The 24,469-nt window shown below is 50.8% G+C and carries 23 protein-coding genes; 14 read left to right on the plus strand and 9 right to left on the minus strand.

Annotation, left to right across the window (positions count from 1 at the left end; genetic code table 11):
• Positions 1 to 10 precede the first annotated feature (10 nt).
• From recF to gnd, 8 genes are all read right to left on the minus strand, one after another.
• Complete coding sequence (gene recF / locus LBW89_RS23420; RefSeq protein ID WP_148454151.1) at positions 11 to 1,123, minus strand: DNA replication/repair protein RecF; 1,113 nt, start codon at positions 1,121 to 1,123, stop codon at positions 11 to 13.
• A gap of 50 nt (positions 1,124 to 1,173) precedes the next feature.
• Positions 1,174 to 1,395 (minus strand): S4 domain-containing protein YaaA, encoded by a 222-nt coding sequence (yaaA, locus tag LBW89_RS23425; protein WP_148454149.1) that lies wholly within the window; start codon positions 1,393 to 1,395, stop codon positions 1,174 to 1,176.
• A gap of 21 nt (positions 1,396 to 1,416) precedes the next feature.
• Entirely contained in the window at positions 1,417 to 2,559 is a 1,143-nt protein-coding gene (gene dnaN, locus LBW89_RS23430) for a DNA polymerase III subunit beta (protein WP_225040574.1), read from the minus strand.
• Between the two features lie 707 nt (positions 2,560 to 3,266).
• The gene (gene dnaA / locus LBW89_RS23435) at positions 3,267 to 4,613 is read right to left on the minus strand and encodes a chromosomal replication initiator protein DnaA (RefSeq protein WP_148454145.1); all 1,347 of its coding nucleotides are present in this window, start codon (positions 4,611 to 4,613) and stop codon (positions 3,267 to 3,269) included.
• Positions 4,614 to 5,087: 474 nt separating this feature from the next.
• Positions 5,088 to 6,635, minus strand: a complete 1,548-nt coding sequence (gene gntK / locus LBW89_RS23440) for a gluconokinase (protein ID WP_148454143.1) — start codon at positions 6,633 to 6,635, stop codon at positions 5,088 to 5,090.
• A 51-nt stretch (positions 6,636 to 6,686) separates the two neighbouring features.
• A complete protein-coding gene (locus LBW89_RS23445; RefSeq protein WP_148454141.1) occupies positions 6,687 to 8,048 on the minus strand; it encodes a GntP family permease in 1,362 nt (453 codons plus the stop codon).
• Positions 8,049 to 8,082: 34 nt separating this feature from the next.
• On the minus strand, positions 8,083 to 8,763 hold the full coding sequence (locus LBW89_RS23450; RefSeq protein WP_148454139.1) for a GntR family transcriptional regulator: 681 nt from the start codon (positions 8,761 to 8,763) through the stop codon (positions 8,083 to 8,085).
• Positions 8,764 to 8,776: 13 nt separating this feature from the next.
• On the minus strand, positions 8,777 to 9,676 hold the full coding sequence (gene gnd, locus LBW89_RS23455) for a phosphogluconate dehydrogenase (NAD(+)-dependent, decarboxylating) (RefSeq protein ID WP_148454137.1): 900 nt from the start codon (positions 9,674 to 9,676) through the stop codon (positions 8,777 to 8,779).
• A gap of 355 nt (positions 9,677 to 10,031) precedes the next feature.
• Between gnd and rpmH the strand changes: the two genes are divergently transcribed.
• From rpmH to LBW89_RS23515, 12 genes are all read left to right on the plus strand, one after another.
• Positions 10,032 to 10,166 (plus strand): 50S ribosomal protein L34, encoded by a 135-nt coding sequence (gene rpmH, locus LBW89_RS23460; protein ID WP_040735642.1) that lies wholly within the window; start codon positions 10,032 to 10,034, stop codon positions 10,164 to 10,166.
• Between the two features lie 206 nt (positions 10,167 to 10,372).
• Positions 10,373 to 10,723, plus strand: a complete 351-nt coding sequence (gene rnpA, locus LBW89_RS23465) for a ribonuclease P protein component (protein ID WP_148454135.1) — start codon at positions 10,373 to 10,375, stop codon at positions 10,721 to 10,723.
• Positions 10,724 to 10,798: 75 nt separating this feature from the next.
• Entirely contained in the window at positions 10,799 to 11,692 is an 894-nt protein-coding gene (locus LBW89_RS23470; RefSeq protein WP_211373314.1) for a YidC/Oxa1 family membrane protein insertase, read from the plus strand.
• Positions 11,689 to 12,414, plus strand: a complete 726-nt coding sequence (jag, locus tag LBW89_RS23475) for an RNA-binding cell elongation regulator Jag/EloR (RefSeq protein WP_148454133.1) — start codon at positions 11,689 to 11,691, stop codon at positions 12,412 to 12,414. Before LBW89_RS23470 ends, jag begins: the two co-directional genes overlap by 4 nt.
• Before the next feature lie 1,255 nt (positions 12,415 to 13,669).
• Positions 13,670 to 15,049 carry a tRNA uridine-5-carboxymethylaminomethyl(34) synthesis GTPase MnmE gene (gene mnmE / locus LBW89_RS23480; protein WP_148454130.1) on the plus strand — a complete coding sequence of 460 codons (1,380 nt, stop codon included), beginning with the start codon at positions 13,670 to 13,672 and terminating at the stop codon, positions 15,047 to 15,049.
• A 147-nt stretch (positions 15,050 to 15,196) separates the two neighbouring features.
• Positions 15,197 to 17,083 (plus strand): tRNA uridine-5-carboxymethylaminomethyl(34) synthesis enzyme MnmG, encoded by a 1,887-nt coding sequence (gene mnmG / locus LBW89_RS23485; RefSeq protein WP_148454128.1) that lies wholly within the window; start codon positions 15,197 to 15,199, stop codon positions 17,081 to 17,083.
• A 4-nt stretch (positions 17,084 to 17,087) separates the two neighbouring features.
• The gene (rsmG, locus tag LBW89_RS23490; RefSeq protein WP_225040576.1) at positions 17,088 to 17,810 is read left to right on the plus strand and encodes a 16S rRNA (guanine(527)-N(7))-methyltransferase RsmG; all 723 of its coding nucleotides are present in this window, start codon (positions 17,088 to 17,090) and stop codon (positions 17,808 to 17,810) included.
• A gap of 335 nt (positions 17,811 to 18,145) precedes the next feature.
• On the plus strand, positions 18,146 to 18,964 hold the full coding sequence (gene noc, locus LBW89_RS23495) for a nucleoid occlusion protein (RefSeq protein WP_213506392.1): 819 nt from the start codon (positions 18,146 to 18,148) through the stop codon (positions 18,962 to 18,964).
• A gap of 186 nt (positions 18,965 to 19,150) precedes the next feature.
• Positions 19,151 to 19,912: a ParA family protein gene (locus LBW89_RS23500; RefSeq protein ID WP_148454122.1), complete on the plus strand. Its 762-nt coding sequence runs from the start codon at positions 19,151 to 19,153 to the stop codon at positions 19,910 to 19,912.
• Positions 19,905 to 20,747, plus strand: a complete 843-nt coding sequence (locus tag LBW89_RS23505) for a ParB/RepB/Spo0J family partition protein (RefSeq protein ID WP_148454120.1) — start codon at positions 19,905 to 19,907, stop codon at positions 20,745 to 20,747. The genes LBW89_RS23500 and LBW89_RS23505 overlap by 8 nt, the downstream gene beginning before the upstream one ends.
• 131 nt (positions 20,748 to 20,878) lie before the next feature.
• Positions 20,879 to 22,024 carry an aminotransferase class V-fold PLP-dependent enzyme gene (locus LBW89_RS23510; RefSeq protein ID WP_263639288.1) on the plus strand — a complete coding sequence of 382 codons (1,146 nt, stop codon included), beginning with the start codon at positions 20,879 to 20,881 and terminating at the stop codon, positions 22,022 to 22,024.
• A gap of 17 nt (positions 22,025 to 22,041) precedes the next feature.
• Entirely contained in the window at positions 22,042 to 22,542 is a 501-nt protein-coding gene (locus tag LBW89_RS23515; protein WP_148454116.1) for a DUF4446 family protein, read from the plus strand.
• Here the strand turns inward: LBW89_RS23515 and yyaC are convergent.
• The gene (gene yyaC, locus LBW89_RS23520) at positions 22,514 to 23,131 is read right to left on the minus strand and encodes a spore protease YyaC (RefSeq protein ID WP_148454114.1); all 618 of its coding nucleotides are present in this window, start codon (positions 23,129 to 23,131) and stop codon (positions 22,514 to 22,516) included. The genes LBW89_RS23515 and yyaC overlap by 29 nt on opposite strands.
• Positions 23,132 to 23,297: 166 nt before the next feature.
• Here yyaC and LBW89_RS23525 point away from each other — a divergent pair, with 166 nt between their 5' ends.
• Entirely contained in the window at positions 23,298 to 23,564 is a 267-nt protein-coding gene (locus LBW89_RS23525; RefSeq protein ID WP_225040580.1) for a DUF3343 domain-containing protein, read from the plus strand.
• The gene (locus LBW89_RS23530) at positions 23,561 to 24,466 is read left to right on the plus strand and encodes a mechanosensitive ion channel family protein (protein WP_225040582.1); all 906 of its coding nucleotides are present in this window, start codon (positions 23,561 to 23,563) and stop codon (positions 24,464 to 24,466) included. The genes LBW89_RS23525 and LBW89_RS23530 overlap by 4 nt, the downstream gene beginning before the upstream one ends.
• The last annotated feature ends 3 nt before the right edge of the window (positions 24,467 to 24,469 follow it).

Raw genomic sequence — 24,469 nt, forward strand, 5'->3', positions numbered from 1 at the left:
CTCCCCGTCTCTATGGATGGACCTGTCCCTCTTGAACATGAAAAATGCTGGCGTCCTGAAGACGGCTGGCATTGAGGCTCTCAATCCCGGTTGCCGTAATGAACGTCTGCACTTTGCTTTGAAACGTTTCGATCAATTGAGTTTGGCGGTATGGATCCAGCTCGGACAGGACATCGTCCAACAGCAAAATGGGGTACTCCCCGATTTCCTCGTGAATCAGCTCGATCTCCGCCAGTTTAAGTGATAGGGCCGTCGTCCGCTGCTGCCCCTGAGAGCCGAAGCTTTGGGCTTCATTTCCGTTGATATGAAACGCCAAATCGTCCCGGTGCGGACCCGAAAGGGTCATTCCGCGGCGGATCTCCTGATCTTTCGTTTGTGATAACTTTATCATAAATTGCTCCAATAAGACAGCTTCATCTTCTTCTTCGGCCTCGCCGAAGGACGGAAGGTAGGATAATTTCAGGTTTTCCCCGCCCCCGGTGATCCCTTCGTGAATCTGCTGCGCCCATTTTTGCAGTTTTCTTATAAATTGTTTCCTTTTCTTGATGATTTTAACACCGTGCTCCGCCAACTGTTCATTCCATATCTCCAACATGGTGGTAACCTCCGGACCGGCTCCCCACGCCTGCTTCAGCAGGTTATTGCGTTGAACGAGCACTTTTTGATACTGCTGAAGGTGAAAAAGATAGCTGGGCTGCACCTGCCCGATCTCCATATCCAGAAACCGCCGCCGGACCCCTGGAGTTCCTTTGACGATCTCCAGATCCTCCGGGGCGAACATCACGGCGTTCAGCGCCCCGATGAAATCGCTCAGCTTCCGCTGTTCCAGGCCGTTCAGTTTGGCCCGTTTCCCTTGCTGCGAGAAGCGCAGTTCGAGGCTTACCGCCCCGTATCTCCGCTCCACTTCCGCCGACACTGTAGCCTGGGCGCTGCCGAAGGAGATCAATTCTTTGTCCTTCGCCGTCCGGTGCGATTTGGTGAGCGCAAGCACGAGCAGCGCCTCCAGCAGATTGGTCTTCCCTTGGGCATTGCGCCCGATCATGAGATTGACGCTGCCGAAGGAATCCAGCGACAGCGCCTCGTAATTACGATAATTCGCAAGTGATATCGATTTAACAAACAATGGTATCCCGGCCCTCCTCGCATCCCCCGGCTCTAAAGGCCAGGGGGCACCTACTCCTCGCCGCGGACGACCTGGAATGTACCGCAGTCTTCCACCGTGATCGTATCGCCCGGGTACAACTTCCGGCCTCTCCGGTTCTCGGGCTCCCCGTTTACCTTGACGGCTTCTTCCTGCAGCAGCGCCTTGGCCATGCCGCCGGTCGAAACGCAGTCGGCCAGTTTCAAAAATTGATCCAGTTTGATGTATTCACTGGAAATCGGAATCGTCTTCATCGTGTGTCCAACGACCTCTCTTTAGTTTGTAGTCCGGTACGGCAGAATAAGATAGAGGCTTTGGCTGTCGTCCACCGGCTTGATGATGATCGGACTCATCGCTCCGGTGAAACCGATGTGAAGCTGCTCGCTCTCCACCACTTTCAACACATCGAGCATGTATTTGGAGTTGAACGAGATCCGCAGCGGATCGCCCGTAAATTCGGCCAGATCCAGTTGCTCGGTGACCTTCCCCAGCTCGGAGGAACTGGAGGAAATTTCAATCGTTCCGTTCTCCAGCGTCTGGAGCCGGACGATATTCGTTTTCTCTTCCCGGGACATCAAATAAGCGCGGTCAATGGACTCGCTTAATTTTTTTGTATCCAGAACCAATTCTGTTTTATAGGTTGTCGGAATAATCTTGGAAGTATCCGGATAAGTCCCGTCCAAAATACGGGTATAAAAGAGTACCCGGTCAATTTTGAACAACACCTGGTTGTCCGCCACGACGATGTCCACCCGTGTGTTCTGGTCGGGAACGATTTTGCTGAGTTCATTCAGCGTCTTGCCGGAAATGACGATATTGCTGAAGCGCACGCCTTCCGCATCGTCCAGTCCCGCCGTTCGGCTGGCCAGGCGGTGACGGTCGGTAGCGACGAATTTGAACTGGTTATCGCTCAAATTCCACAACACCCCGGTCAGAATCGGGGAGCTCTCATTAGTCGAAATAGAGAACACCGTTTGCTTGATCATATTTTTAAGCAGGTCTCCCGGAATGGAGATCACCTGATTCTCTTCAATACTCGGCAGAACCGGGAATTCTTCGGGATCCAGACCGACCATCTGAATATCGGTGGAACCGGAACGGATTTGCGTTTTAAACCCTTCGCCCACTTCCATTTCGATTTCGTTGGAAGGCAGTTTTTTGATAATTTCCACAAAAAACTTCGCCGGCAGCACTACGCTGCCCGTACGTTCGACTTGCACGATTTGCTTCTCCTGATCTTCCGCCGGAATAAACGCTTGGATGGAAATATCGGTATCGCTCGCCGTCAGCGTCATCCCCTGGAAGTTTACCTCCAGCTTGATCCCCGTCAAGATCGGGATCGTGGTGCGGCTGGAGATCGCCTTGGCCACATGCTGGATAGACTCGTTCAAATCATGCTTTAAAACGCGGATTTTCATAACTTCAACTCCTAAAAGTTTTATGGAACATAGCATCTGGAATAACCATTACAATAAAACTTACTTCGTATCTTAAAATTGCATATTCGACAACGGTCCAAAGGGGCGTTTCACACTCTTGGCCTGCATTTTCAAATTAACGGGATTTATTCCCGCTAATTTGGTGCGTACGCGGCTGCAGAGGTGATTTAGCTGGAAAACCTCCCGTTAATTCGTTTGAAATTGCGTCTATTGGCGGTAGGGCCGCCAAATAGATGGAACTGTTCCAGCTAAATCCGATCCTAATACCAAAAGCGGTACTTTAGCGGGAGATTTTCCCGTTAAACTTTATAACTCCGCCGGCGGTGCTTTGCATCTACAATTTCGGAGTTCCACCCCTATTTAGCAATAAAACTCTACTTCTTTAGCATATGCTCGACCTAATCTGCATATATTTGATTTTAGCAAGTAAATGCAATTCTCGCTAATAAACCATCAAATTTCATAGTAACGAGAAACCCAGAAACCGTGTCCGAGAAGCCGGCTGATCTCAGCGTGGGTTGTCCTGCTCTTCCCGAGGCGGCAATCGCCGCTGTTTTATGATGATGTATATCTTTTAAATATATAGAAGAAGTAGTAGGGGCCCTGAATATGTGGATAACGACATAAAATATATGAAATGAAGCCTATCCACATGTGAATATCATGTGCATAGGCTTATAGCTTATTCAGGATGAATTTTTGATTTTCTCCGTAATGTTGTTGATAACTTTATAGAGATCCTGGTCGGTTTTCAGCTGCTGGGATATTTTTTCGTGGGCGTGAATGACCGTGGTATGATCCCGTCCGCCGAAGGCATCCCCGATTTTGGGAAGCGAGAAATCCGTTAATTCCCTGGATAGATACATGGCGATTTGACGGGGAAAAGCGATAGCCTTGGTCCGTTTCCGGGCTTTGAAATCCTCAAGCCGCAGATTGTAATATTCGCCGACTTTTTGCTGAATATCCTGAATCGTAATCATCTTCGGCCGGCTCGACGGAATGATGTCCTTCAGGGCCTCGGCGGCCAAATGGGTGGTGATATCCTGATTGATGAGGGAAGAGTACGCCACTACACGGATTAGAGCGCCTTCCAGCTCCCGGATGTTCGTATCGATTTGATTCGCGATATACATCATCGCTTCATTCGGGATGTCGAGATTCTCCGCTTTCGCTTTCTTGCGCAGAATGGCGATCCGCGTTTCCAGATCGGGCGGTTGGATATCGGTGATCAACCCCCATTCGAACCGGGATCTGAGCCGTTCCTCCAACGTCGGAATTTCCTTGGGCGGCCGGTCGCTGGAAATGATGATCTGTTTGCGTTCCTCATGGAGCGCGTTAAAGGTATGGAAAAACTCCTCCTGCGTCGATTCCTTGCCGGCGATGAACTGAATATCGTCAATCAGCAGGATATCGATGTTCCGGTACTTGTTCCGGAAGCTCTCCGCACGGTTATCGCGAATGGAGTTGATGAATTCGTTCGTAAATTTCTCGGACGAGATGTAGACCACTTTGCTGCTTGGACTGTGCTCCAAAATGTAGTGACCGATCGCGTGCATCAAGTGCGTCTTGCCGAGACCTACCCCTCCGTATAGAAAAAGCGGGTTGTAGGCGCGCGCCGGCGCCTCGGCAACGGCTAGCGAGGCAGCGTGCGCGAACCGGTTGCCGGAACCGATAACGAACGTATCGAAGGTATATTTGGGATTCAGCATATTGGAAACGCTTTCCTCCGCTTGGACGGGCGCAGGGGGTTCCTTGTATACCTGCGTCTGCTCTGGAGCGGCGGATTCCTCAATGACAAAGGATACGTCCACTTGCTTGCCGAGAAATTCGTAAACCGTGGTTGCGACCAATTTCGTATAGCGGCTCTCCAGCCATTCCACGGCGAATGTGGTGGGCGCGGAAATGACGATCGACCGATCGTTCAGGGATACGATTTTGGTGGCTTTGAACCAGGTATCGAAGCTGGGTTTGCTGAGTTTTGTATTAATGATGGATAAGATTTGCTGCCATAGATCGGAGGTATGGCTATCCACAGACGGTCACTCCTTTTAAATCTTCCAATTGTGGCATGAGCCATGCAGAAAGGGTCGAAAAAACATAAATAAAGGGGACGTTTATCCCCATGAGTCAGTAAAGTGGAATGATTATAAACATGGATAAATTTGAATTGTTCACAATGTTATCCACAGGCTGTTGATAATTTGTGGTTTCAAAATAGATATTCACACCGAAAACAATATAATCATAGCAAAAGAAGCCTTATATTTCAATGCGTTGCTGTTTTTTATCCACAAATTCAATAACTTGTGTATAATTTTAACCCACACCACTACATATTGTTTATAAATTGTTTAAATTTCGACAGAATCCGAGTGAATCCGTATAAAATTATACACAGGATATCCAAAAGTCCGACATATTCCCAAATGAGGGTTGTGAATACTTCTAGAGACAAAAAAAGACGGTCCTCCGAAGCAACTTCGGATACCGTCTTTTTTATCGCTTCTTTACTCGTATTTTAGACCGCGCTGAAATTTGGCGATCGCTTCGTAATCTTCCTCCAACTTGCGGGAGATCCGGATATAAATCGGGAGGAGTTCTTTGTACACCGCCGAATGCTCTCGAATCGGCGAATGCTCGAAGGTGCCGCCGACCATGTCGGAAACGACGTCAAAGGACTCGATTTTACCAAGCGCGTACAGCCCGAGTACGACTGCGCCGAGGCAGGAGCTTTCGATGCTCTCGGGAATAACGACCTTTTGATCGAAGATGTCGGCCAGCATCTGACGCCAGAGCGGGGAGCGGGCGAATCCGCCGGTGGCCTGGATTTTTTGCGGCTGTCCGATCTGTTCCTCCATCGCCAGCAGTACGGTGTACAGATTATAGATGACGCCTTCCAATACGGCGCGGATCATATGCTCTTTCTGATGATGCAGCGTCAAACCGAAGAACGAGCCGCGGGCGTCCGGGTTCCAGAGCGGGGCGCGTTCGCCGGCCAAATAAGGATGGAACAGGAGTCCGTCCGCCCCCGGATTCACCCGTTCGCCGATTTTGGTCAGCACATCGTAAGGGCTGATGCCCAGACGTTTGGCGGTCTCCACCTCGGAGGCGGCGAATTCGTCGCGCACCCAGCGGAAAATCACGCCGCCGTTATTGACCGCTCCGCCGATGACCCAATGTTTCTCGGTCAGCGCATAACAGAAAATGCGGCCCTTGGGATCGGTTTTCGGACGGTCGACGACCGTCCGAATCGCGCCGCTTGTTCCGATCGTAACCGCGACCACTCCGGGGTCGATGGCGTTCACGCCCAGATTCGACAGCACGCCGTCGCTGGCCCCGATGACGAAGGGGGTGGAGGGGAGGAGGCCCATTTTCTCCGCATAGGTTTCCGACAGCCGGTTCATGACGTGCGTGGTCGGCACCAGCGTGGACAATTGCTCCGGCGTGATGCCGGCGACCCGCAGCGCCTCCTCATCCCAATCCAGCCGCTCCAGGTTCAAGAGCCCGGTGCTGGAGGCGATGGAATGATCGACGACGTACTCGCCGAACAGTTTGGCAAAGACATATTCTTTAATAGAAATAAATTTGCTGGTTTGTTCAAAAATATCCGCTTTATCATGGCGCAGCCAGAGCAGCTTGGTCAACGGAGACATCGGATGGATCGGAGTTCCGGTGCGCAGATAAATCTCATGTCCGCCGAGCTCGTTTTTTAATTTTTTCGACCATTCGACGCTTCGATTGTCCGCCCAGGTGAGACACCTCATCAGCGGTTTGCCCGCGGAGTCGACCGGGATGACGCTGTGCATCGCCGCGCTGAAGGAGACAAGCAGAATGCGCTCGGGCGCCGCCTTGCTTTGGTTCATGACGTGCCGAATCGCATTCAGGACGGCGGTGAATATCTCCTCCGGTTCCTGCTCCGCGACGTCCGCCGCGTCGGTATACAGCGGGTATTCTTCATTGGCGGAGGCGACGATGGTCCCGTTCTCTTCAAACAGCACCGCCTTGGTGCTCGTCGTACCGATATCCACACCGATCATATAAGCAGTTTGTTCCATCCGATATTACCCTCTCTCTCCAGGTTTGAATAATTCGTTTCATTAATAATTTTAGAAAAAAGCGTTAACGAGTAGAATCAGTGCCAAGCCCACGACCGAAAGGATCGTTTCCATGACGGTCCAGGACTTCAACGTCTGCGGAACGGTCATATTGAAAAATTCCTTGACCATCCAGAATCCCGCGTCGTTTACGTGCGAAAGCACGATGGAACCGGCCCCGGTGGCCAGCACGACCAGTTCGACGTTGACGCCGGGCGACAGGGCCAAAACCGGGGCGACAATCCCCGCGGCGGTCGTCATGGCGACGGTGGCCGACCCGGTCGCTACGCGGATCAGGGCGGCGACGAACCACGCGAACAGGATGACGTTAATATGCGCCCCTGTGGCGAGTTCGGCAATAGCGCCGCCGACGCCGCTGTTGATCAGCACCTGTTTGAAGGCGCCGCCCGCCCCGATAATCAGGACGATTGTGGCGATCGGGGCCAGACATTCGCTCGTAAATTTCGAAATCTCGTGCTTCGTAAAGCCCCGGGAGAAACCGAGCGAGAAAAAGGAAAAGACAACGGCGATCAGCAGAGCCATGATTTCATGGCCGATAAATTCGCAGAACAGCGTAAAGCTGTGCGTGGCCTCCGGATCCAGAATATCGGCGATCGATCCGATCAGCATCAGCAGGACGGGGAGCAGAATCGTAAACAGCGTGATGCCGAAGCCCGGCAGCTTGCGGGAGCCTTTGACCGCAAATTGCTCCGCCAGCTCCGCGGGCGGTTCCAGGACGATGCGTTTCCCGATGAATCGGCCGAACAGGGGACCCGCGATAATCGCGGTCGGAAAGCCGATCAGCAGCGAGTACAGAATCGTGCGGCCGAGGTCCGCGTCATACGCGTCGATGGCGATCATCGGAGCCGGATGCGGGGGGACGAGTCCGTGTACGGTGGACAGTCCCGCCAAAATCGGGATCCCGATTTGCAGCAGCGACATTTTCGTTTTTTTGGCTACCGTAAACACGATCGGGATCAGAAGAATGACGCCGACCTCGAAAAAGACCGGGATCCCGACGATAAATCCGACAACCATCATCGCCCAGTGGACTTTCGTTTCCCCGAACCGGTCCACAAGCGTCGTGGCGATTTTTTCCGCTCCGCCCGATTCGGCCATCATTTTGCCGAGCATGGTGCCAAGAGCGATAACAATCGCGATCGTGCCCAGCGTCCCTCCAAGCCCGCTCGTAATCGAGCTGACGACGTCCAGCGGCTGCATGCCGGTCAGCAGGCCGAGCAATAAGGCCGAAATCAGCAGTGTTACAAATGGATTCCATTTATATTTGGAAATAAGAACGACAAGAAAGACAATCGTCACCAGGGTCCAAAATAACAAGGTGGCGTTGTGGCTCATGTTGAATAACGTGCTCATGGTGGTCCTCCTTCTATTTTACCCTTTTTTACTACTATTTCGTTTCCTTCATGCTGGTATGCACGGTGTTGATTGAATCGGCAAAATACTCTTCAATCCCGGCCGCGATGACCGCCGGGTCCTGGGATTGCAGTTCTTTCAACAGTTTGCGGTGTTTCTCCACGACATAGTTGATTTTTGCCTCGCCTTCGGACAAAACCTCTTCGGTCGTTATCAACATCACGGTCATCACAATGGGCCGGATGCTGGACCAAAGGTGCATCAGCCTCGCATGGTTGGCCGCGGTGATAATGTGCTCATGGAAGGTAAGGTCTTGGTAAGCGAACTCCACGACATCCCGATATTTGGCGGCTAGCTCCATCTTGTCGACAATTTGGTGGAGCTTGGCGATGATCGGCGTGGGATCGGTGGAGGCAAGCCGACGCCAGGAGAAACTTTCGATCAAGTACCGGACGTCGTAGAGCTCCTCGATATCCTTTACCTGCAGGCCGTTAACGACGGCTCCCATTCGCTGCAACGTGATCAGCCCTTCGCTGGACAGCGTTTTCAAAGCTTCACGGACCGGAGAACGGCTTGCCGAGAACTCGGCGGCAATGCGGTTCTCGGACAAGACGGTCCCGTGTTGAATGGTGCCGTTAATAATTTGAAGGCGCAGCTCGCAAGCGATAAATTCGCCCAAGGAGCTGCCCTTCAGCCAGGAAGACGGGAATTTCATAAAACCGTCCCCTTTATTTGGACGATTCCACGGCATGTCCGCCGAATTCGTTGCGAAGGGCGGCAACGACTTTGCCGTGGAACGTGTCGGTTTCAAGAGAGCGGTAGCGCATAAAGAGGGATAGGGCGATGACCGGAGCGCTGGCTTGAAGATCCAGGGCCGTTTCAACCGTCCATTTACCCTCGCCCGAGGATCTCATGACGCCGCGAATGCCTTCGAGCTTGGGATCCTTGGAAAAAGCGTGCTCCGTCAGTTCCATGAGCCAGCTGCGAATCACCGAACCGTTGGACCAGACGCGGGCCACATCTTCGAAGTTATAGTCGAACTGGCTTTTCTCGAGCACTTCGAAACCTTCGGCAATCGCCTGCATCATGCCGTATTCAATCCCGTTATGCACCATTTTCAGAAAATGGCCGCTGCCGTTTTTACCGGCGTACAGATAACCTTTATCGACCGCGATATCCTTGAAGATCGGTTCGATCGTCCGGAAAATCGCCTCGTCTCCGCCGATCATGAAGCAGCCGCCTTGATTGGCGCCTTCCACGCCGCCGGAAGTGCCCACATCAAAGAAGTGGATCCCGTGGCCGGACAATTTTTCGGCGAGGGCCAGCGAATCTTTGTAGTGCGAGTTGCCGCCGTCGATCACAATGTCGCCGGGGGACAGCAGGGGGATCAACGTGTCCGCCACCGATTGAACGGCGGGACCGGCTGGGACCATCACCCAAACGATGCGGGGAGCCTCCAGCGATTGGACCAGCTGTTCCAAGCTTGACGCGGGAACCGCACCTTGCTTGGCGGCGTTTTGGACGGCTTCGCCGTTCATGTCGAACGCCACCACCTCATGCCGATGATGCAGAAGATTAAGCACGAGGTTGTACCCCATTTTGCCAAGACCGACCATGCCTAATTTCATAAAATTCAACACCTTTCTTAATTGGTATACTTGTATACAACTTATTTTTTATATTACTCCTCTACATGGTCCCTGTAAATCACTTTAAGAAAGCGATTTCCCAAGGCGAAATGTCCTGCAAATAGTTTTCCACATGTGCATAACTTCTATTCCCGCGTAAAAACTAGAGGGTTGTGGAAAACTTTTTTCAAAAAACTATGCACAGGCCCCGAAAAACGCAAAAGACGCCCAAAAAGAAATGCCGGGCTCTGTTGACTTTTCAGGGGGGTTATGATTAAATGTAAAAAGGCATTTTCTGTGGATATGAAAATGGTAAATATACAGTGATCGATTCCTGTTAAGGGGGTGCAATACATTGAAACCGACATTTAAGCCGAATGTGAGCAAACGTAAAAAGGTTCACGGTTTCCGCAAAAGAATGAGCACGAAAAACGGCCGTAAGGTTCTCGCTGCTCGCCGTCAAAAAGGCAGAAAAGTATTGAGTGCGTAATGCGTGCATGAAGACCACTACGGTGGTCTTTTTTTACATTGTCATAGATGTGTTTGAACCGGAGCCCCGCAAAGTCGTCTTGAAGAAGAAGAGGTGTAACCGCCTAACTTTGTGGGGTCCTTTTGTATCGTTTGCCGCAGATGGGACATGTCTATAACTACAATGACAGCCAGCCCTTCAGGGGCTTGACCGAGGAGAAGAAGCTCGTGCACAGAAAGTTGAGATTACGAAATCGGGCAGACTTCAACCGGGTTTACCGGTACGGAAAATCTTTTGCCAATCGTCAGCTCGTCGTTTACTATTCGACCCGGCCCGAAATCGAGCGTTTCCGGCTCGGCGTTTCCGCCAGCAAGAAGATCGGCAATGCCGTCGTCCGCAATCGGATGCGCCGCATGTTGAAGGAGATCGTCCGCCTGCATGAACCGGAAATCCGGGATCATTTGGACCTGATTCTGATCGTCCGCAACGGGGCGGTCGGGATGGAGTACAAAGAACTGGAGAAGAGCGTGCTTCATGTCCTGCGCAAAGCCGCGCTGCTCAAGCCTTCCGGACGGTAAGCGTGCTTGTTTCTTTGTCCCATTAAATATGGTATGATTTACGTTGTATGGATAGGTTAAGAGAGGGGTTTTGAAGTGTCGCGTCTTACGAAAAATCAAAAGAAATGGCTCCTGCTCATCCTCGCAATCGGTCTGATGGCCGTCTTGGCGGGGTGTGGCGCGAATCCGGCCAATCACATGAGTACCACCGAAGACATGCGGACAAGCGGTTCCTGGTGGACGAGAAATGTCGTTTATTACTTTTCTTTTGCTTTGGATACGTTTGCGGAATGGTTCGGCGGGGCGTATGGCTTGGCCATCCTCGTGATGGTGCTGATCGTGCGGACGCTTATTTTGCCGCTTACGCTCAAGCAGGTTAAGAGTTCGAAAGCGATGCAGGCGATTCAGCCGCAAATTCAGAAGATCCGCGAGCAGTATAAGGACAACCCGGAGAAACAGCAGCAAGAAACCATGAAGCTGTTCCAGGAAAACAAGGTTAATCCGATGGCCGGCTGTTTTCCGCTTATCATTCAGATGCCGGTGTTCATCGCTCTATATAACTCGATTTACTACAACTCGGAGATCGCGGGCCATTCCTTCCTCTGGTTGCAGTTGGGCCAGCCGGATCCATGGTACATCCTGCCGATCATCGCGGCGTTGACGACGTTCATTCAAACGAAGATGATGTCGAACATGAACCCGGCCGGCATGCAGGGCCCGATGCAGTTCATGATGTTTATCTACCCGGTATTGATCTTCGTCATGGCGATGAATTTTGCCGCGGCGCTTCCGTTGTACTGGATTTTCAGTAACTTGTACACCATCGGGCAGAACTTCTTTATTTATCGTAAGAAGGACCCGGTTGTCGCCGCCAATGCCGCTGGAGCGGGTTCAGTCTCAGTCCCTTCCGGAAAGCCGAAAAAGGGCGGTTCGAATTTAAAAGCCGGTCATCCCGGTAAAAGTGCCAAGGGGGCCAAAAAATCGAAATGAACAAGATCGTGACGTCAGGAAAAACCATTGAAGAAGCTGTAAAACAAGGATTGGCTAAGCTCGGCACCACCGAGGACAAAGTCACCGTGAATGTGTTGGAGCAGCCATCAAGAGGATTCCTGGGACTGATTGGCGTAAAGGAAGCCAAGGTCGAATTGACTTTACTTTCCGAGCAAGAGTCATCGGTTCCGCCGCAAGGGACCACCCCGGAGAAGCATGCGACGGTGTTCCCGAAGGAGCAGCCCGAGAGAGAGGCTTCCCCTGGACAGGATCCTTATGAAGCGGCGGCGTCATTCATCAAGGACGTCGGTGAAAGCATGGACATTCATGTCGATGTGGAGATCGTTCACCGGAAAGACAGTACGGTCCTAAACATTTCAGGGAGCGACCTTGGCGTGCTGATCGGCCGCAGAGGCCAAACCCTCGATTCGCTGCAATACTTGGCCAATATCATTGCCAACCGGTACTCGGACAGCTTTATTCGTCTGACTCTGGATGCCGAGAATTTCCGGGAACGGCGCAAGAAGACGCTGGAGGATTTGGCCGAGCGTCTAGCCGCCAAGGTCATTCGCACCCGAAAGGAAGTTTCTCTGGAACCTATGTCTCCTCAGGAGCGCAAAGTGATCCATTCCAAACTGCAGGATCATCCGGAGGTCAAAACGTACAGCAAAGGCGACGAGCCTAACCGGCGGGTCGTGATTACATTGAAGCAAAGCAAATGAAGCGTGAAATGCAATGGCGTCTTGCTCCGGCAAATGTCATTGCTTTTCTTTTAAATACAGGGCCTCAACCAGCGGATCTCAACCCACCCAAACCCTCCCTTACCGTAAGGGAGGGCCCCCAGGGCCGGCAGCCCTCGGGACACCCGCAAGGGGAAGAACGTGGGAGTTACAGAGGCGCTCCTGCCCGCTGTCCCCTACGGGGATGCGCTTAACTATGGTGGTGGGCACGCTTTTCCCCCTACGGGTCCGTCTTACTTTGAGTGCACCCGGGCGGACTGTAGTGGAAACAGCCGCTTTTCTCCCCGTTGGGGCACGCTTTAGGGTAGAGCTCCTGCGAGGGATCTCAACCCACCCAAACCCTCCCTTACCGTAAGGGAGGGCCCCCAGGGCTGGCAGCCCTCGGGACACCCGCAAGGGGAGGAACGTAGGAGTTACAGAGGCGCTCCTGCCCGCTGTCCCCTACGGGGATGCGCTTTAACTGTGGCGATAGGCACGCTTTTCCCCCTACGGGTCCGTCTTACTTTGGGTGCACCTGGGCTACCTGAGGGTTGGAGACACTGCTGCTTTCGGTGCACCCGGGCGGGCGATGGAAGTGATAGCCGCTTTTCTCCCCGTTGGGGCACGCTTTAGGGTAGATCTCCTGCAGGAGAAAGGGCGGTAAGTTAGTGGTTGGGGAGTAAGGTTAGGGGAAGGAGACGCTGTCCCTGCGGGATGCGCTTGCTGATGAGGGGGCATATCAAAATCGGGACTTTCAGTCGCTTAGGATATACTTATTGGTGAGGAAGATCATTCGGGCTGCGCAGCGCCCAGGATTCACGACTTTAGGTTTTGGCCGGCACGGTGAATCACCAGCGGAGCGGGGCCGAATGAATCTGGAGAAGCGTTAGCGTTCGCCTTTGCCGTTGGATTGCCACCGCTTAAGGTTGAGGTGAATGAAGCAATCCAAGGGCAACAGCGATCGGAAGATCATTCGGGCTGCGCAGCGCCAAGGATTCACGATTTTAGGTTTGGCAAGCACGGTGAATCACCAGCGGAGCAGGGCCGAATGAATCTGGAGAAGCGCTAGCGCTCGCCTTTGCCGTTGGATTGCCGCTGCTTAAGGTTGAGGAAGATGAAGCAATCCAAGGGCAACAGCGATCGGAAGATCATTCGGACTGCGGAGCGCCCAGGATTCACGAATTAGGTTTTGGCGACTTGCGCAGCGCCAAGGATTCACCCATACAGCACTAACTATCAATAATCGAGGTGATATATCATGCTAAGCGATACAATAGCCGCGATCTCGACTGCGGTCGGCGAGAGCGGAATCGCCGTGATCCGGGTCAGCGGCCCGGAAGCGATCGGCGAAGTGGGGCGGTTGTTCCGCTCCAAAACGGCATTATCGGAGGCGGAGAGCCACACCGTGCATTACGGTTTCATCGTGGACCCCGAGACAGGCGAGAAACTGGAAGAGGTGCTCGTTTCTTTGTTTCGGGCGCCGCGTTCTTTTACGACCGAAGATGTGGTGGAAATCAGCACGCACGGGGGCATCATATCGGTAAAGCGCGTGATGGATCTGCTGCTGTTGCAGCGGGGAATTCGCCTGGCGGAGCCGGGGGAGTTTACGAAGCGCGCTTTTTTGAATGGACGAATCGATTTGTCGCAGGCGGAGGCGGTTATTGATTTGATCCGGTCGAAATCCGACCGGGCTTTTTCCGTGGCCTTGAAGCAGGTGGAAGGCGACTTGTCGCGCAGAATCAACGCCATGCGGCATAGTTTGGTGGAGACGTTGGCGCATATCGAAGTGAACATCGATTATCCCGAGCATGATGTGGAATCGATGACCATGGAGTTCATCAAAGACAAATGTACGGAAGTAACATCGCAAATCGACGGGCTCCTGAAAACCGCAAACCAGGGCAAGATCCTCCGGGAAGGGATTACTACAGCCATTGTAGGACGCCCGAATGTAGGGAAGTCTTCCTTGATGAATGCGCTGGCCCGTGAAAATAAAGCGATCGTCACGGATATTCCGGGAACGACGCGCGACGTGATCGAGGAGTATGTCACGATTAACAATATCCCTTTGAAGCTGCTCGATACGGCGGGAATCCGGGAAACGATGGACGTGGTGGAGCAGATTGGCGTGGAACGGTCCAAGGCGGCCGTAGTGGAAGCGGATTTGATTTTGCTGGTCCTCAACAGTGCCGAATCGCTGCATGAGGATGAATTGAAACTGATGGAGCAATTGAAAAACAGACCGACGCTTGTGCTGTTAAATAAAATCGATCTTCCTCAGCAGTTGGATCGCGCTCAAATCGCTCATTATTTCCCGGAAAATGCTGTGGTCGAATTGTCCGCCAAAACCCAGGAGGGATTGGATCATTTGGAAGATGCGATCTCGGAACTGTTTTTTGGAGGCAAACTGGAGTCCGGCGATTTGACTTATGTCAGCAATGTCCGGCATATCGCGCTGTTGAAGAAAGCCAAGCAGTCGCTGGCCGACGCTTATGAGGCGGCAGACAGCGGAGTTCCGATCGATATTTTGCAAATCGATGTGCGTTTGGCTTGGGAACAGCTTGGGGAAGTGATCGGGGATTCCGCGCCGGATGCGCTGATCGATCAAATTTTTTCACAATTCTGTCTGGGAAAATAATGATTCCAGCGTATGCAATCCGGCGGATCATGGTATGATGATGGAGATTGATGGATTAATTTAAATTTAAAATATACGTGTGGAGAACACGAAGTGAGTCATACAAGTTCATCAAGGTTCACACTTACGTTTTAGGAGGTTTAAAAGATGGGTTATGTTGCCGGAAGTTATGACGTTATCGTCGTAGGGGCGGGTCATGCCGGCTGTGAATCCGCTTTGGCGGCGGCCCGGATGGGCTGCAGCACGCTGATGATCACGATCAACCTGGATATGGTGGCGTTTATGCCGTGTAATCCTTCGATCGGCGGTCCGGCGAAAGGCCATGTGGTACGCGAAGTGGATGCGCTCGGCGGGGAAATGGGCCGCAATATCGACAAGACTTTTATCCAAATGCGGATGCTGAATACGGGGAAAGGACCGGCCGTTCATGCCCTGCGGGCGCAGGCGGACAAGTTTTTGTACCAGCAAACGATGAAGGAAACGATGGAGCGGGAGCCGAACTTGACGATGCGTCAAGGTATGGTGGAGGAGCTGATCGTCGAGGACGGTCAATGTGTCGGTGTGATCACCAAGACAGGCGCGGAATACCGGGCTAAGGCCGTGGTGCTGACCACCGGAACGTATTTACGCGGCAAAATCATCATGGGCGAGCTTATGTACGAAAGCGGACCGAACAACCAGCAGCCTTCGGTGAGATTGTCGCAAAACTTGAAGGAGCTGGGCTTTGAATTGGTGCGGTTCAAAACAGGCACGCCGCCGCGGGTTCACAAGGACAGCATCGATTTTTCGCAAACGGAGATTCAGCCGGGAGATGAAAAGCCGAAGTTTTTCTCCTATGAAACGAAAAGCTCGGATAACGAGCAATTGCCTTGCTGGTTGACGTACACGTCTTCCGAGACGCATGATATCATCAATGCGAATTTGCATCGGGCACCCATGTTCTCCGGGGTGATTGAAGGGACGGGGCCGCGGTACTGTCCTTCCATCGAGGACAAAATCGTCCGGTTTGCGGATAAGCCGAAACACCAAATTTTCCTGGAGCCGGAAGGGAAAAACACGTCGGAGTATTACGTTCAAGGATTTTCGACGAGTATGCCGGAAGATGTTCAATTGCAAATGCTTCGGTCCATACCTGGCCTGCAAAATGTGGAGATGATGCGGACGGGGTATGCCATCGAATATGACGCCGTGGTTCCTACGCAGCTCTGGCCGTCGCTGGAGACGAAGCGTGTGCCGGGGTTGTTTACGGCAGGGCAAATCAATGGAACTTCCGGATATGAGGAAGCCGCCGGCCAAGGCATTATGGCGGGGATTAACGCGGCCCGTAAGGTTCAAGGCAAAGAGCCGGTGATCCTTGACCGTTCTCAAGGCTATATCGGCGTCCTGATTGACGATCTGGTTACGAAAGGGACAAACGAGCCCTACCGGCTGTTGACTTCACGGGCGGAGTATCGCCTGCTTTTGCGTCATGATAACGCAGACCTGCGTTTAACTCCGATCGGATATGAAATCGGGTTGATTACGCAGGAGAGATACAACCAGTTTATTGATAAAAAGGAAAAAGTTGAGAAAGAAATCGAACGGTTGCGGGAGACGAAAGTTCGTCCTTCGGAGATTAATCCGCTGCTTGAATCCATCGGCTCGGCACCGATCCAGGATGGAAGCAACTTGTTGACAATTCTTCGCCGGCCTGAAGTTACTTATGCACATGTGGGTAACTTATTCCCGTCCGAGGTGGAATTGGACGAGGAAATGAAGGAGCAGGTAGAGATACAGATTAAGTACGCGGGTTATATTGAAAAACAATTGCTTCATGTGGAAAGACTCCAAAAGATGGAGAAGAAGAAGATACCTGAGAATATTAATTATGAAGATATTCATGGGCTCGCGATGGAGGCCCGGCAAAAGCTGGCGAAAATCCGTCCGATCTCGATCGGCCAAGCTTCCCGAATCTCTGGCGTTACACCAGCCGATATCTCGATACTCCTCGTTTATCTGGAGCATTATAATCGGGTAACGGCTGCAGGAGGTTGATCTATTGGATACGATACAAACCGGTTTTCACTCCCTTCTGTTGGAGCATAAGATCGATCTTTCCCCCAAGCAGATGGATCAATTCGAGACCTATTTTCAAGAGCTGGTTTCGTGGAATGAAAAAATGAACCTTACCGGGATTACGGAGCGGGATCAAGTTTATATCAAGCATTTTTATGATTCCATCACACTTTCTTTTTATATCCCGATGGATGAGGTGCAAACTTTGGCTGACATTGGTTCCGGTGCAGGCTTTCCGGGTATTCCTTTAAAAATTTGCTTTCCGCACCTAAAGCTGACGATTATTGATTCCTTGAATAAGCGAATTCATTTTTTGCAGAACGTAGTGGATAAGCTGGGTTTATCCCAAGTGGAACTCCTTCACGGGCGTGCGGAAGATTTGGGGCGAAAGGAAGGGCTCAGGGACTCTTTTGATTTGGTTACCGCGCGGGCGGTCGCTCGAATGGCGGTGCTTAATGAGTTTTGCCTGCCTTTTGTGAAGACCGGTGGTAAATTCGCAGCAATGAAGGGAAGCGACCCGGAGGAAGAAGTTCGAGAGGCAAAACGCAGTTTAAGCGAACTTAAAGGGAAGCTTGAATCAAGCCATCACTTTGAACTGCCGATGGAGAATTCCGACCGGCACATCATTATTGTCGGCAAAACGGCTCCCACGCCAAAGAAATACCCGAGGAAAGCGGGAACTCCATTAAAGCAGCCTATTGTATAACAAGATAAGCAAGCATGCTCCTAACTCTTTGTTTCACGTGGAACAATTTGTTAGGGGCTTTTTTTTACGTGACTTCTCCTAAAAAATCATTAAATAAGAGAATAGGATTATAGAGAAAAAAGTGGTAGAATAGATGTATCACGAATCATTGTCGGGGCATTTTGCTTCAATGATGGGTTATCCTTATATTCCCTGCTGCTGGGGTTCGAACTTCAGAGGAGGGTTTTATACATAAGGATTCTCACTAGTATAGGCAGCACAACGCATTTTCATTTAAAAAATGTGCTGCTAAGGTGTGCCTTATGTCACTATGAAATTAGGTGGTAATCTGCGGAATGAAAGAACAATTTTCTAAATTGTTTGGTTTAACCGAACGAACGAACGGTGATGAAGTTAAGCAAATTCCGGTGGGGAACATTGTCGGAAGCCCGTACCAGCCCCGGACTATTTTTGATGATGAGAAGATCGATGAGTTGTGTCAGACGATTCGGACACATGGGGTGATTCAGCCGATTGTTGTACGATATCGAAATGACAAGTACGAGATTATCGCCGGTGAAAGACGTTGGCGGGCAGTTAAAAAATTGGGATTAGAAACCATCCCGGCTATTTTGCGGGATTTCAACGACTCCCAGGCGGCTTCGATCGCTTTGATTGAAAATTTGCAGCGTGAAGGCTTAACGGCTATAGAAGAGGCGCTTGCCTACCAAAATCTCATCGACTTGCATCAACTCACGCAAGAAAGTTTGGCACAAAGGTTAGGGAAGAGCCAATCCACCATTGCGAACAAAATACGATTGCTGCAACTTCCCGAGGGCGTTAAAGTCGCATTAATGGAACGGAAAATAACGGAGCGGCACGCCAGAGCTTTGCTTTCCTTGGATTCCGAAGAGCTGCAGATGAAAGTACTGGAAGAAGTGATCTCCAAGGAATTAAATGTAAAACAAACGGAAGCTCGAATTGCTTTCTATAAGGAAGCGGCTAAGAATAAGAAGGCCTCCAGACGCATTTCTTTTACCAAGGATGTCAGACTGGCCTTGAATACGATTCGTCAATCGATTGATATGGTGTCCGGCTCGGGTCTGGCCATCAAAACGGCCGAAAAGGACCATGAAGATCATTATGAAATTGTCATTCAAATTCCAAAGAGATAGCAGACATGCTACTGACCGGAACCGAAAGGTCTGAGGTCAGTTTCTTTTTGGGAAATGGATGGAGCTTTCTTGTTCAATCGGAAAGGGTACTCGCCAGGAGCGCTGTGGTCTTTTTGTAGCAACAACTTAGTTAACGCACACATTATTCTACAAAGAGATTCTTCTATTATATTGAGGTGAAATGGATTGTCTAAAATAATTGCCATAGCTAACCAAAAAGGAGGCGTCGGCAAAACGACGACCTCTGTTAATTTGGGAGCGGGACTCGCATCGATCGGTAAAAAAGTGCTCCTCATCGATATAGACCCGCAAGGGAATACCACCAGTGGAGTTGGAGTAAATAAAGCGGATGTAGCCAATTGCATTTATGATGTGTTGATTAATGAAGTCAACCCGCAAGAGGCTACTTTGCCTACTGAAATTGAGGGGTTGCATATTATTCCGGCTACCATTCAGTTGGCGGGGGCTGAAATAGAGCTGGTTCCGACAATTTCGCGTGAAGTTCGATTAAAGAAGTCGCTTCAGCAGGTCAAACATCTTTACGATTATATTTTAATCGATTGCCCGCCATCGCTGGGGATTCTTACCATTAATTCATTGACCGCGGCGGATTCGGTGTTAATCCCGATTCAATGTGAGTATTACGCGTTGGAAGGACTAAGCCAGTTATTGAATACGGTACGACTTGTTCAAAAACATTTGAATACTTCTTTGCAAATTGAAGGGGTTCTGTTGACCATGTTCGATGCCCGAACCAATTTGGGAATCCAGGTCATTGAGGAAGTGAAAAAATACTTCCAGCAAAAGGTTTATAAAACGGTCATTCCAAGAAATGTTCGGTTAAGTGAAGCGCCTTCCCATGGTCAGTCCATTATTACCTATGATCCCAAGTCGAAAGGCGCCGAGGTGTATTTAGAGTTGGCAAAGGAAGTGGTTTCCTATGAGTAAACGCTTGGGGAAGGGACTCGATGCATTAATTCCGTCACTATCGGTACAGGAAGATGATAAGGTTATTGAAATTCCGTTGAATCAGTTACGCGCCAATCCCTACCAGCCGAGAAAATCATTCGATGAAGAGGCGATCCGGGAATTAGCCGAATCGATTCGTCAACACGGCGTCATCCAGCCGATTATTGTGCGAAGCGTACTTAAAGGTTATGAGATTATTGCCGGGGAACGGCGCTTCCGTGCTTCACAATTTTGCGGAAATACTACAATTCCGGCTGTTGTGCGCACTTTTTCCGACCAGCAAGTCATGGAGATTGCTTTAATCGAAAACTTACAGCGGGAGAACCTGAACGCGATGGAGGTTGCTGTTGCTTACCAAGGCTTAATGGATCAATTTCAATTAACCCAGGAAGAACTTTCCTTAAAGGTAGGTAAGTCGCGCTCTCATATTGCGAACTTCTTACGGTTATTGTCATTACCGGATGAAGTAAAGGAATATGTTTCACGTGGAACATTATCTATGGGGCATGCTCGTGCATTGGTGGGATTGAAAGATCCTGGTAAGATTAAACAGTTAGCCAAGCAATGTATTGACCATGAGTGGAGTGTACGTGAACTGGAGGATGCGGTTCAACAGCTGGATCGGAATAAGCAGGAAAAGCAAAAAACGGTAAGCAAGAAGCGGGATCCTTACATTGATGAAGTGGAAGAAAGCTTGCGCAGCCGTTATAAGACGACTGTAAAAATCAAATCGTCGAACAAGGAAAAAGGGAAAATTGAAATTAATTTCTACAGCAAAGAAGACTTGCAACGACTGCTCGATATGCTGAATTAAACGAATGACATACTCAGCTTCCCTAAAGGGCATAGACCGCCTTATAATTAGGAAGTTGGGTATGTCATTGCATTCTTAGCGTGTTCTCGAAGGATCGGTAGGAGAGGAGGGACGATGTGAAGCAGCAGCCCCTGATATACTTGGATCATGCCGCCACATCATGGCCCAAACCCGCTAGTGTAGGGAAAGCTATGTTGGAAATACTAAATGGACCATCGGCAAACTCGGGGCGGGGAAATTATGGGATGGCGTTACAGGCCGGGCGAACCCTGTTTCAAACTCGAGCGAAGTTGGCCGAGCTGTTTCATATTGATAACCCGAACGATCTTATTTTCACCTCCAATACTACGGAAGCATTAAACTTGGCGCTCAAAGGGTCCCTAAGGTCAGGTGATCATGCGATTGCCACCATGGTGGAGCATAACTCCGTCCGAAGGCCGTTGGAGTATCTGAAACGAACCCGGAATATATCGGTTGATTATATCACCGTCAACCCGGATGGGAATCTCGATCTGGAACAAATGGCTAAAGCATTTCGTCCGAATACAAAGCTGGTCGTATGTGCGCATAGTTCAAATTTGCTGGGGTGCATTCTTCCTATTCGGGAAATGGGGGAACTCGCCCATAAACACGGTGCCCTATTCGTGGTGGATGCAGCGCAAACTGCGGGGGGATACCCGATCGACGTGCAAACGATGGGGATCGACCTGATGGCTTTTCCCGGACATAAGGGGTTGTTGGGACCGCAAGGGACCGGGGGATTATACATCCATCCGGATGTCGATTTGGAGCCCCTTATGCATGGGGGGACGGGGAGCCAATCGGAAGCTTTGGAGATGCCGACGGTTCGTCCGGATCGCTATGAAGCGGGAACTCAAAATGCCGTAGGAATCGCCGGATTAGGTGCAGGTGTGGACTATGTTTTGGAGTATAGTGTTGCAGCTATCTATGAGCATGAATGGCAGCTGACTCAGAAGCTCATACCCGCTCTGCTGACGATCAAGGGCGTTTCTGTTTTGGGGCCCGGGCTAGGCTTGCCGAGAACCGGAATTGTTGCGTTTACCTTGGAAGGGCGGGATGCCTCGGAGGTTGCCTTCCTCCTGGACCGGAAATATGGCATCGCCGTAAGGGCGGGTTACCATTGTACACCTTTGGGACATATGACGGCGGGGACAACGCAAGGGGGAGCGGTACGGGCAAGCTTCGGATACACCACGACGACGGAGGAAGTTGAACAATTGATTTTAGCGGTACAGGCTATCGCAAGTGATACTTAAATATAGGGGAGAAGAACATGCAGGAGTGGAGTAAACTTTTCTCGGATCAGCTGGCATGGATTGTCACCGGGGTTGCCGTCATTTTACTCTGGCTGCTGATATGGAATTTCATACAAGGGGCCAAGCTGCGCAAAATGCGGCGGAATTATGAGCAAATGATGCAAGGAACGGGAATTGAGGATCTTGAGAGTTTGTTGATCGATCTGAAAAATCAACAGGGCATCATCGAAGATATACAAGCGGAACAACAACAGCAACTGAAGAACATCAACGCTTTGCTCCCCAAACAAAAGGCCAAGATCGGAATCAAGCGCTATAATGCGTTTGGAGAGCGCGGAAATGAACTCAGCTTTTCCGTGGCTTTTGTGGACGACTTTAAAAACGGGATCGTCATTACCGGACTTTACAGCCGGGAGGGTTCTTATGTGTATGCCAAGCCGCTAACGGAAGGCCAATCCCAGCATGCGTTATCTCCGGAGGAAATCGAAGCTATTGCTCTCGCCGGGCAAGGGGAATAAAGCCCCGGTTCCATTCTTTAATGGCGGTCGATACGCTGCTGGAAATGATTTCCGACAAGCGCATGACCAAACTGAGACGTGTGTTTTGTAATACAAAATATTCCATAAAGCCGCCGACATTGACGATCCCCGTAACATGGATATCGCCGACCGGCGGCAATTCTTTATTTACGCCGGCTCCCGGGCGCAAAGGCCCCTGAACCACTTGAATCGAGCCCACGCTGGAAGTTTGACCGAGGCAGGCATCGATCCCTATAATGAAAGGATCTATGAACGTTTGATTGATCGTTTCCAAAGTATCTTTCAAATTCATGGCATGGACGGGTTCATCCAATGTTCCGTAGAGATGAAAGTGGTGCCGGTGATTCAGCTTGGAAAGCGCCGTTCCGACAAGCGGGCCGAGACAATCGCCGGTGGAACGATCCGTGCCGATACATACGATGACCAGATCTTGGCCTGGCGAAATTTTGGCAAAGTGCAAGAGCAAACGATGAATGATAGCGGAATGAATGCCGGGATCGGTATGGGGGATTTTCAAGTAGGGAATATCTTGCCCCGGGCCCGGTACATTAGGCTGAATTTGCGACATGGAATCTTCCTTTCCTCCACCTGGGATAGCAATACAAAGCATTGGCTGCGCTTTCGGATATTAGTAGATAGTATATGGAAATTTGTGAAGTTCTATACTCCAACTAAAGTCATAAGTGAAATAAAGCGGAATTTCCGGTAAGGAAATAAGAGAAGGAGGGAGATTCGTGGACAGTTGGTTTATCATGTCCTTCGATTCCACGCAGCAAGCCCTGCGGGCGGAGATGCTATTGGAATACGCGGAGATCGAGATCGATTTATGCCCTACGCCCAAGGAGATTACCGCAGGGTGTGCGCTATCCATTCAATTTCCGCCGGAGTCCTTGGAGCGGGTTAAAGAGATCGTTCGCCGCGAGGCGGTAGAGATTCGCGGGATCTTTTCACGGGTAAACGCGGAGTACAACATGATTGACTTGGAGGAGGGAACAACATGAGAGGATGGACGCTCAAAGCAGGGGTGGAGGATATTACGCAGTCGGCGGCAGCCTGGAACGAACGGTTATGGAACTGGCTGACGAACATGAACATGTGGGAGAAGGTCCTATTTGCCGGTTTGAGGATCGTGTTGATCTTCCTATTAATCCGAATCTTCATCAAGATTATTTATCGGGTTATTGACCGATCTCTGGAGCGGCGGGAGAAAGGCCGGCTGAATGTAAATCCCCGCAGGTTCGTGACGGTGGGGGAACTCCTGAAAAATGTCACTTGGATCACGAGTAATTTCATTATGATTATGCTAATTTTGGGGGAAATTGGGATTCAATTGGCCCCGCTGGTGGCCGGGGCTGGTGTCGTAGGTCTGGCGATCGGTTTTGGCGCACAAAGCCTGGTTAAGGATGTAATTACCGGTTTTTTCATTATTCTGGAGGATCAATTTGCCGTAGGGGATGTGATTCAAACGGGTACTTTGAAAGGAACGGTCGAGGTGATCGGTCTGCGTTCTACCCGGCTTGTCAGCTGGACCGGAGAGGTGCATATCATACCGAACGGAATGATCACCAATGTGACAAACTTTTCAATCGGCACAGCCTTGGCGGTGGTGGATCTTCCATTCAGCAACGCGCGCAAGCTGGAAGACACCTTGGAACTGCTTAAGAAGTCCATGCTGCAGCTGTCCGAGGAGACGCCGGAGCTAGCCCAAATCCCCAACGTAATGGGAGTACAGTCGCTCACGGCCAACGAATACGTGATTCGGATCGCGGTGGAATGTCCACCCGGGATTCGGGCGGATATGGAGCGTAAAATTCAACGGTATGCCAAAGAGGCTCTGGAAGAAGAAGAGACCTTAAGGCTGGCACAGGAATCAGGGCAAGGGCAGGAACAGCAGCCGGGTTAAGTT

The sequence above is a fragment of the Paenibacillus sp. alder61 genome, from assembly GCF_020179875.1.
Lineage (GTDB): Bacteria > Bacillota > Bacilli > Paenibacillales > Paenibacillaceae > Fontibacillus > Fontibacillus faecis.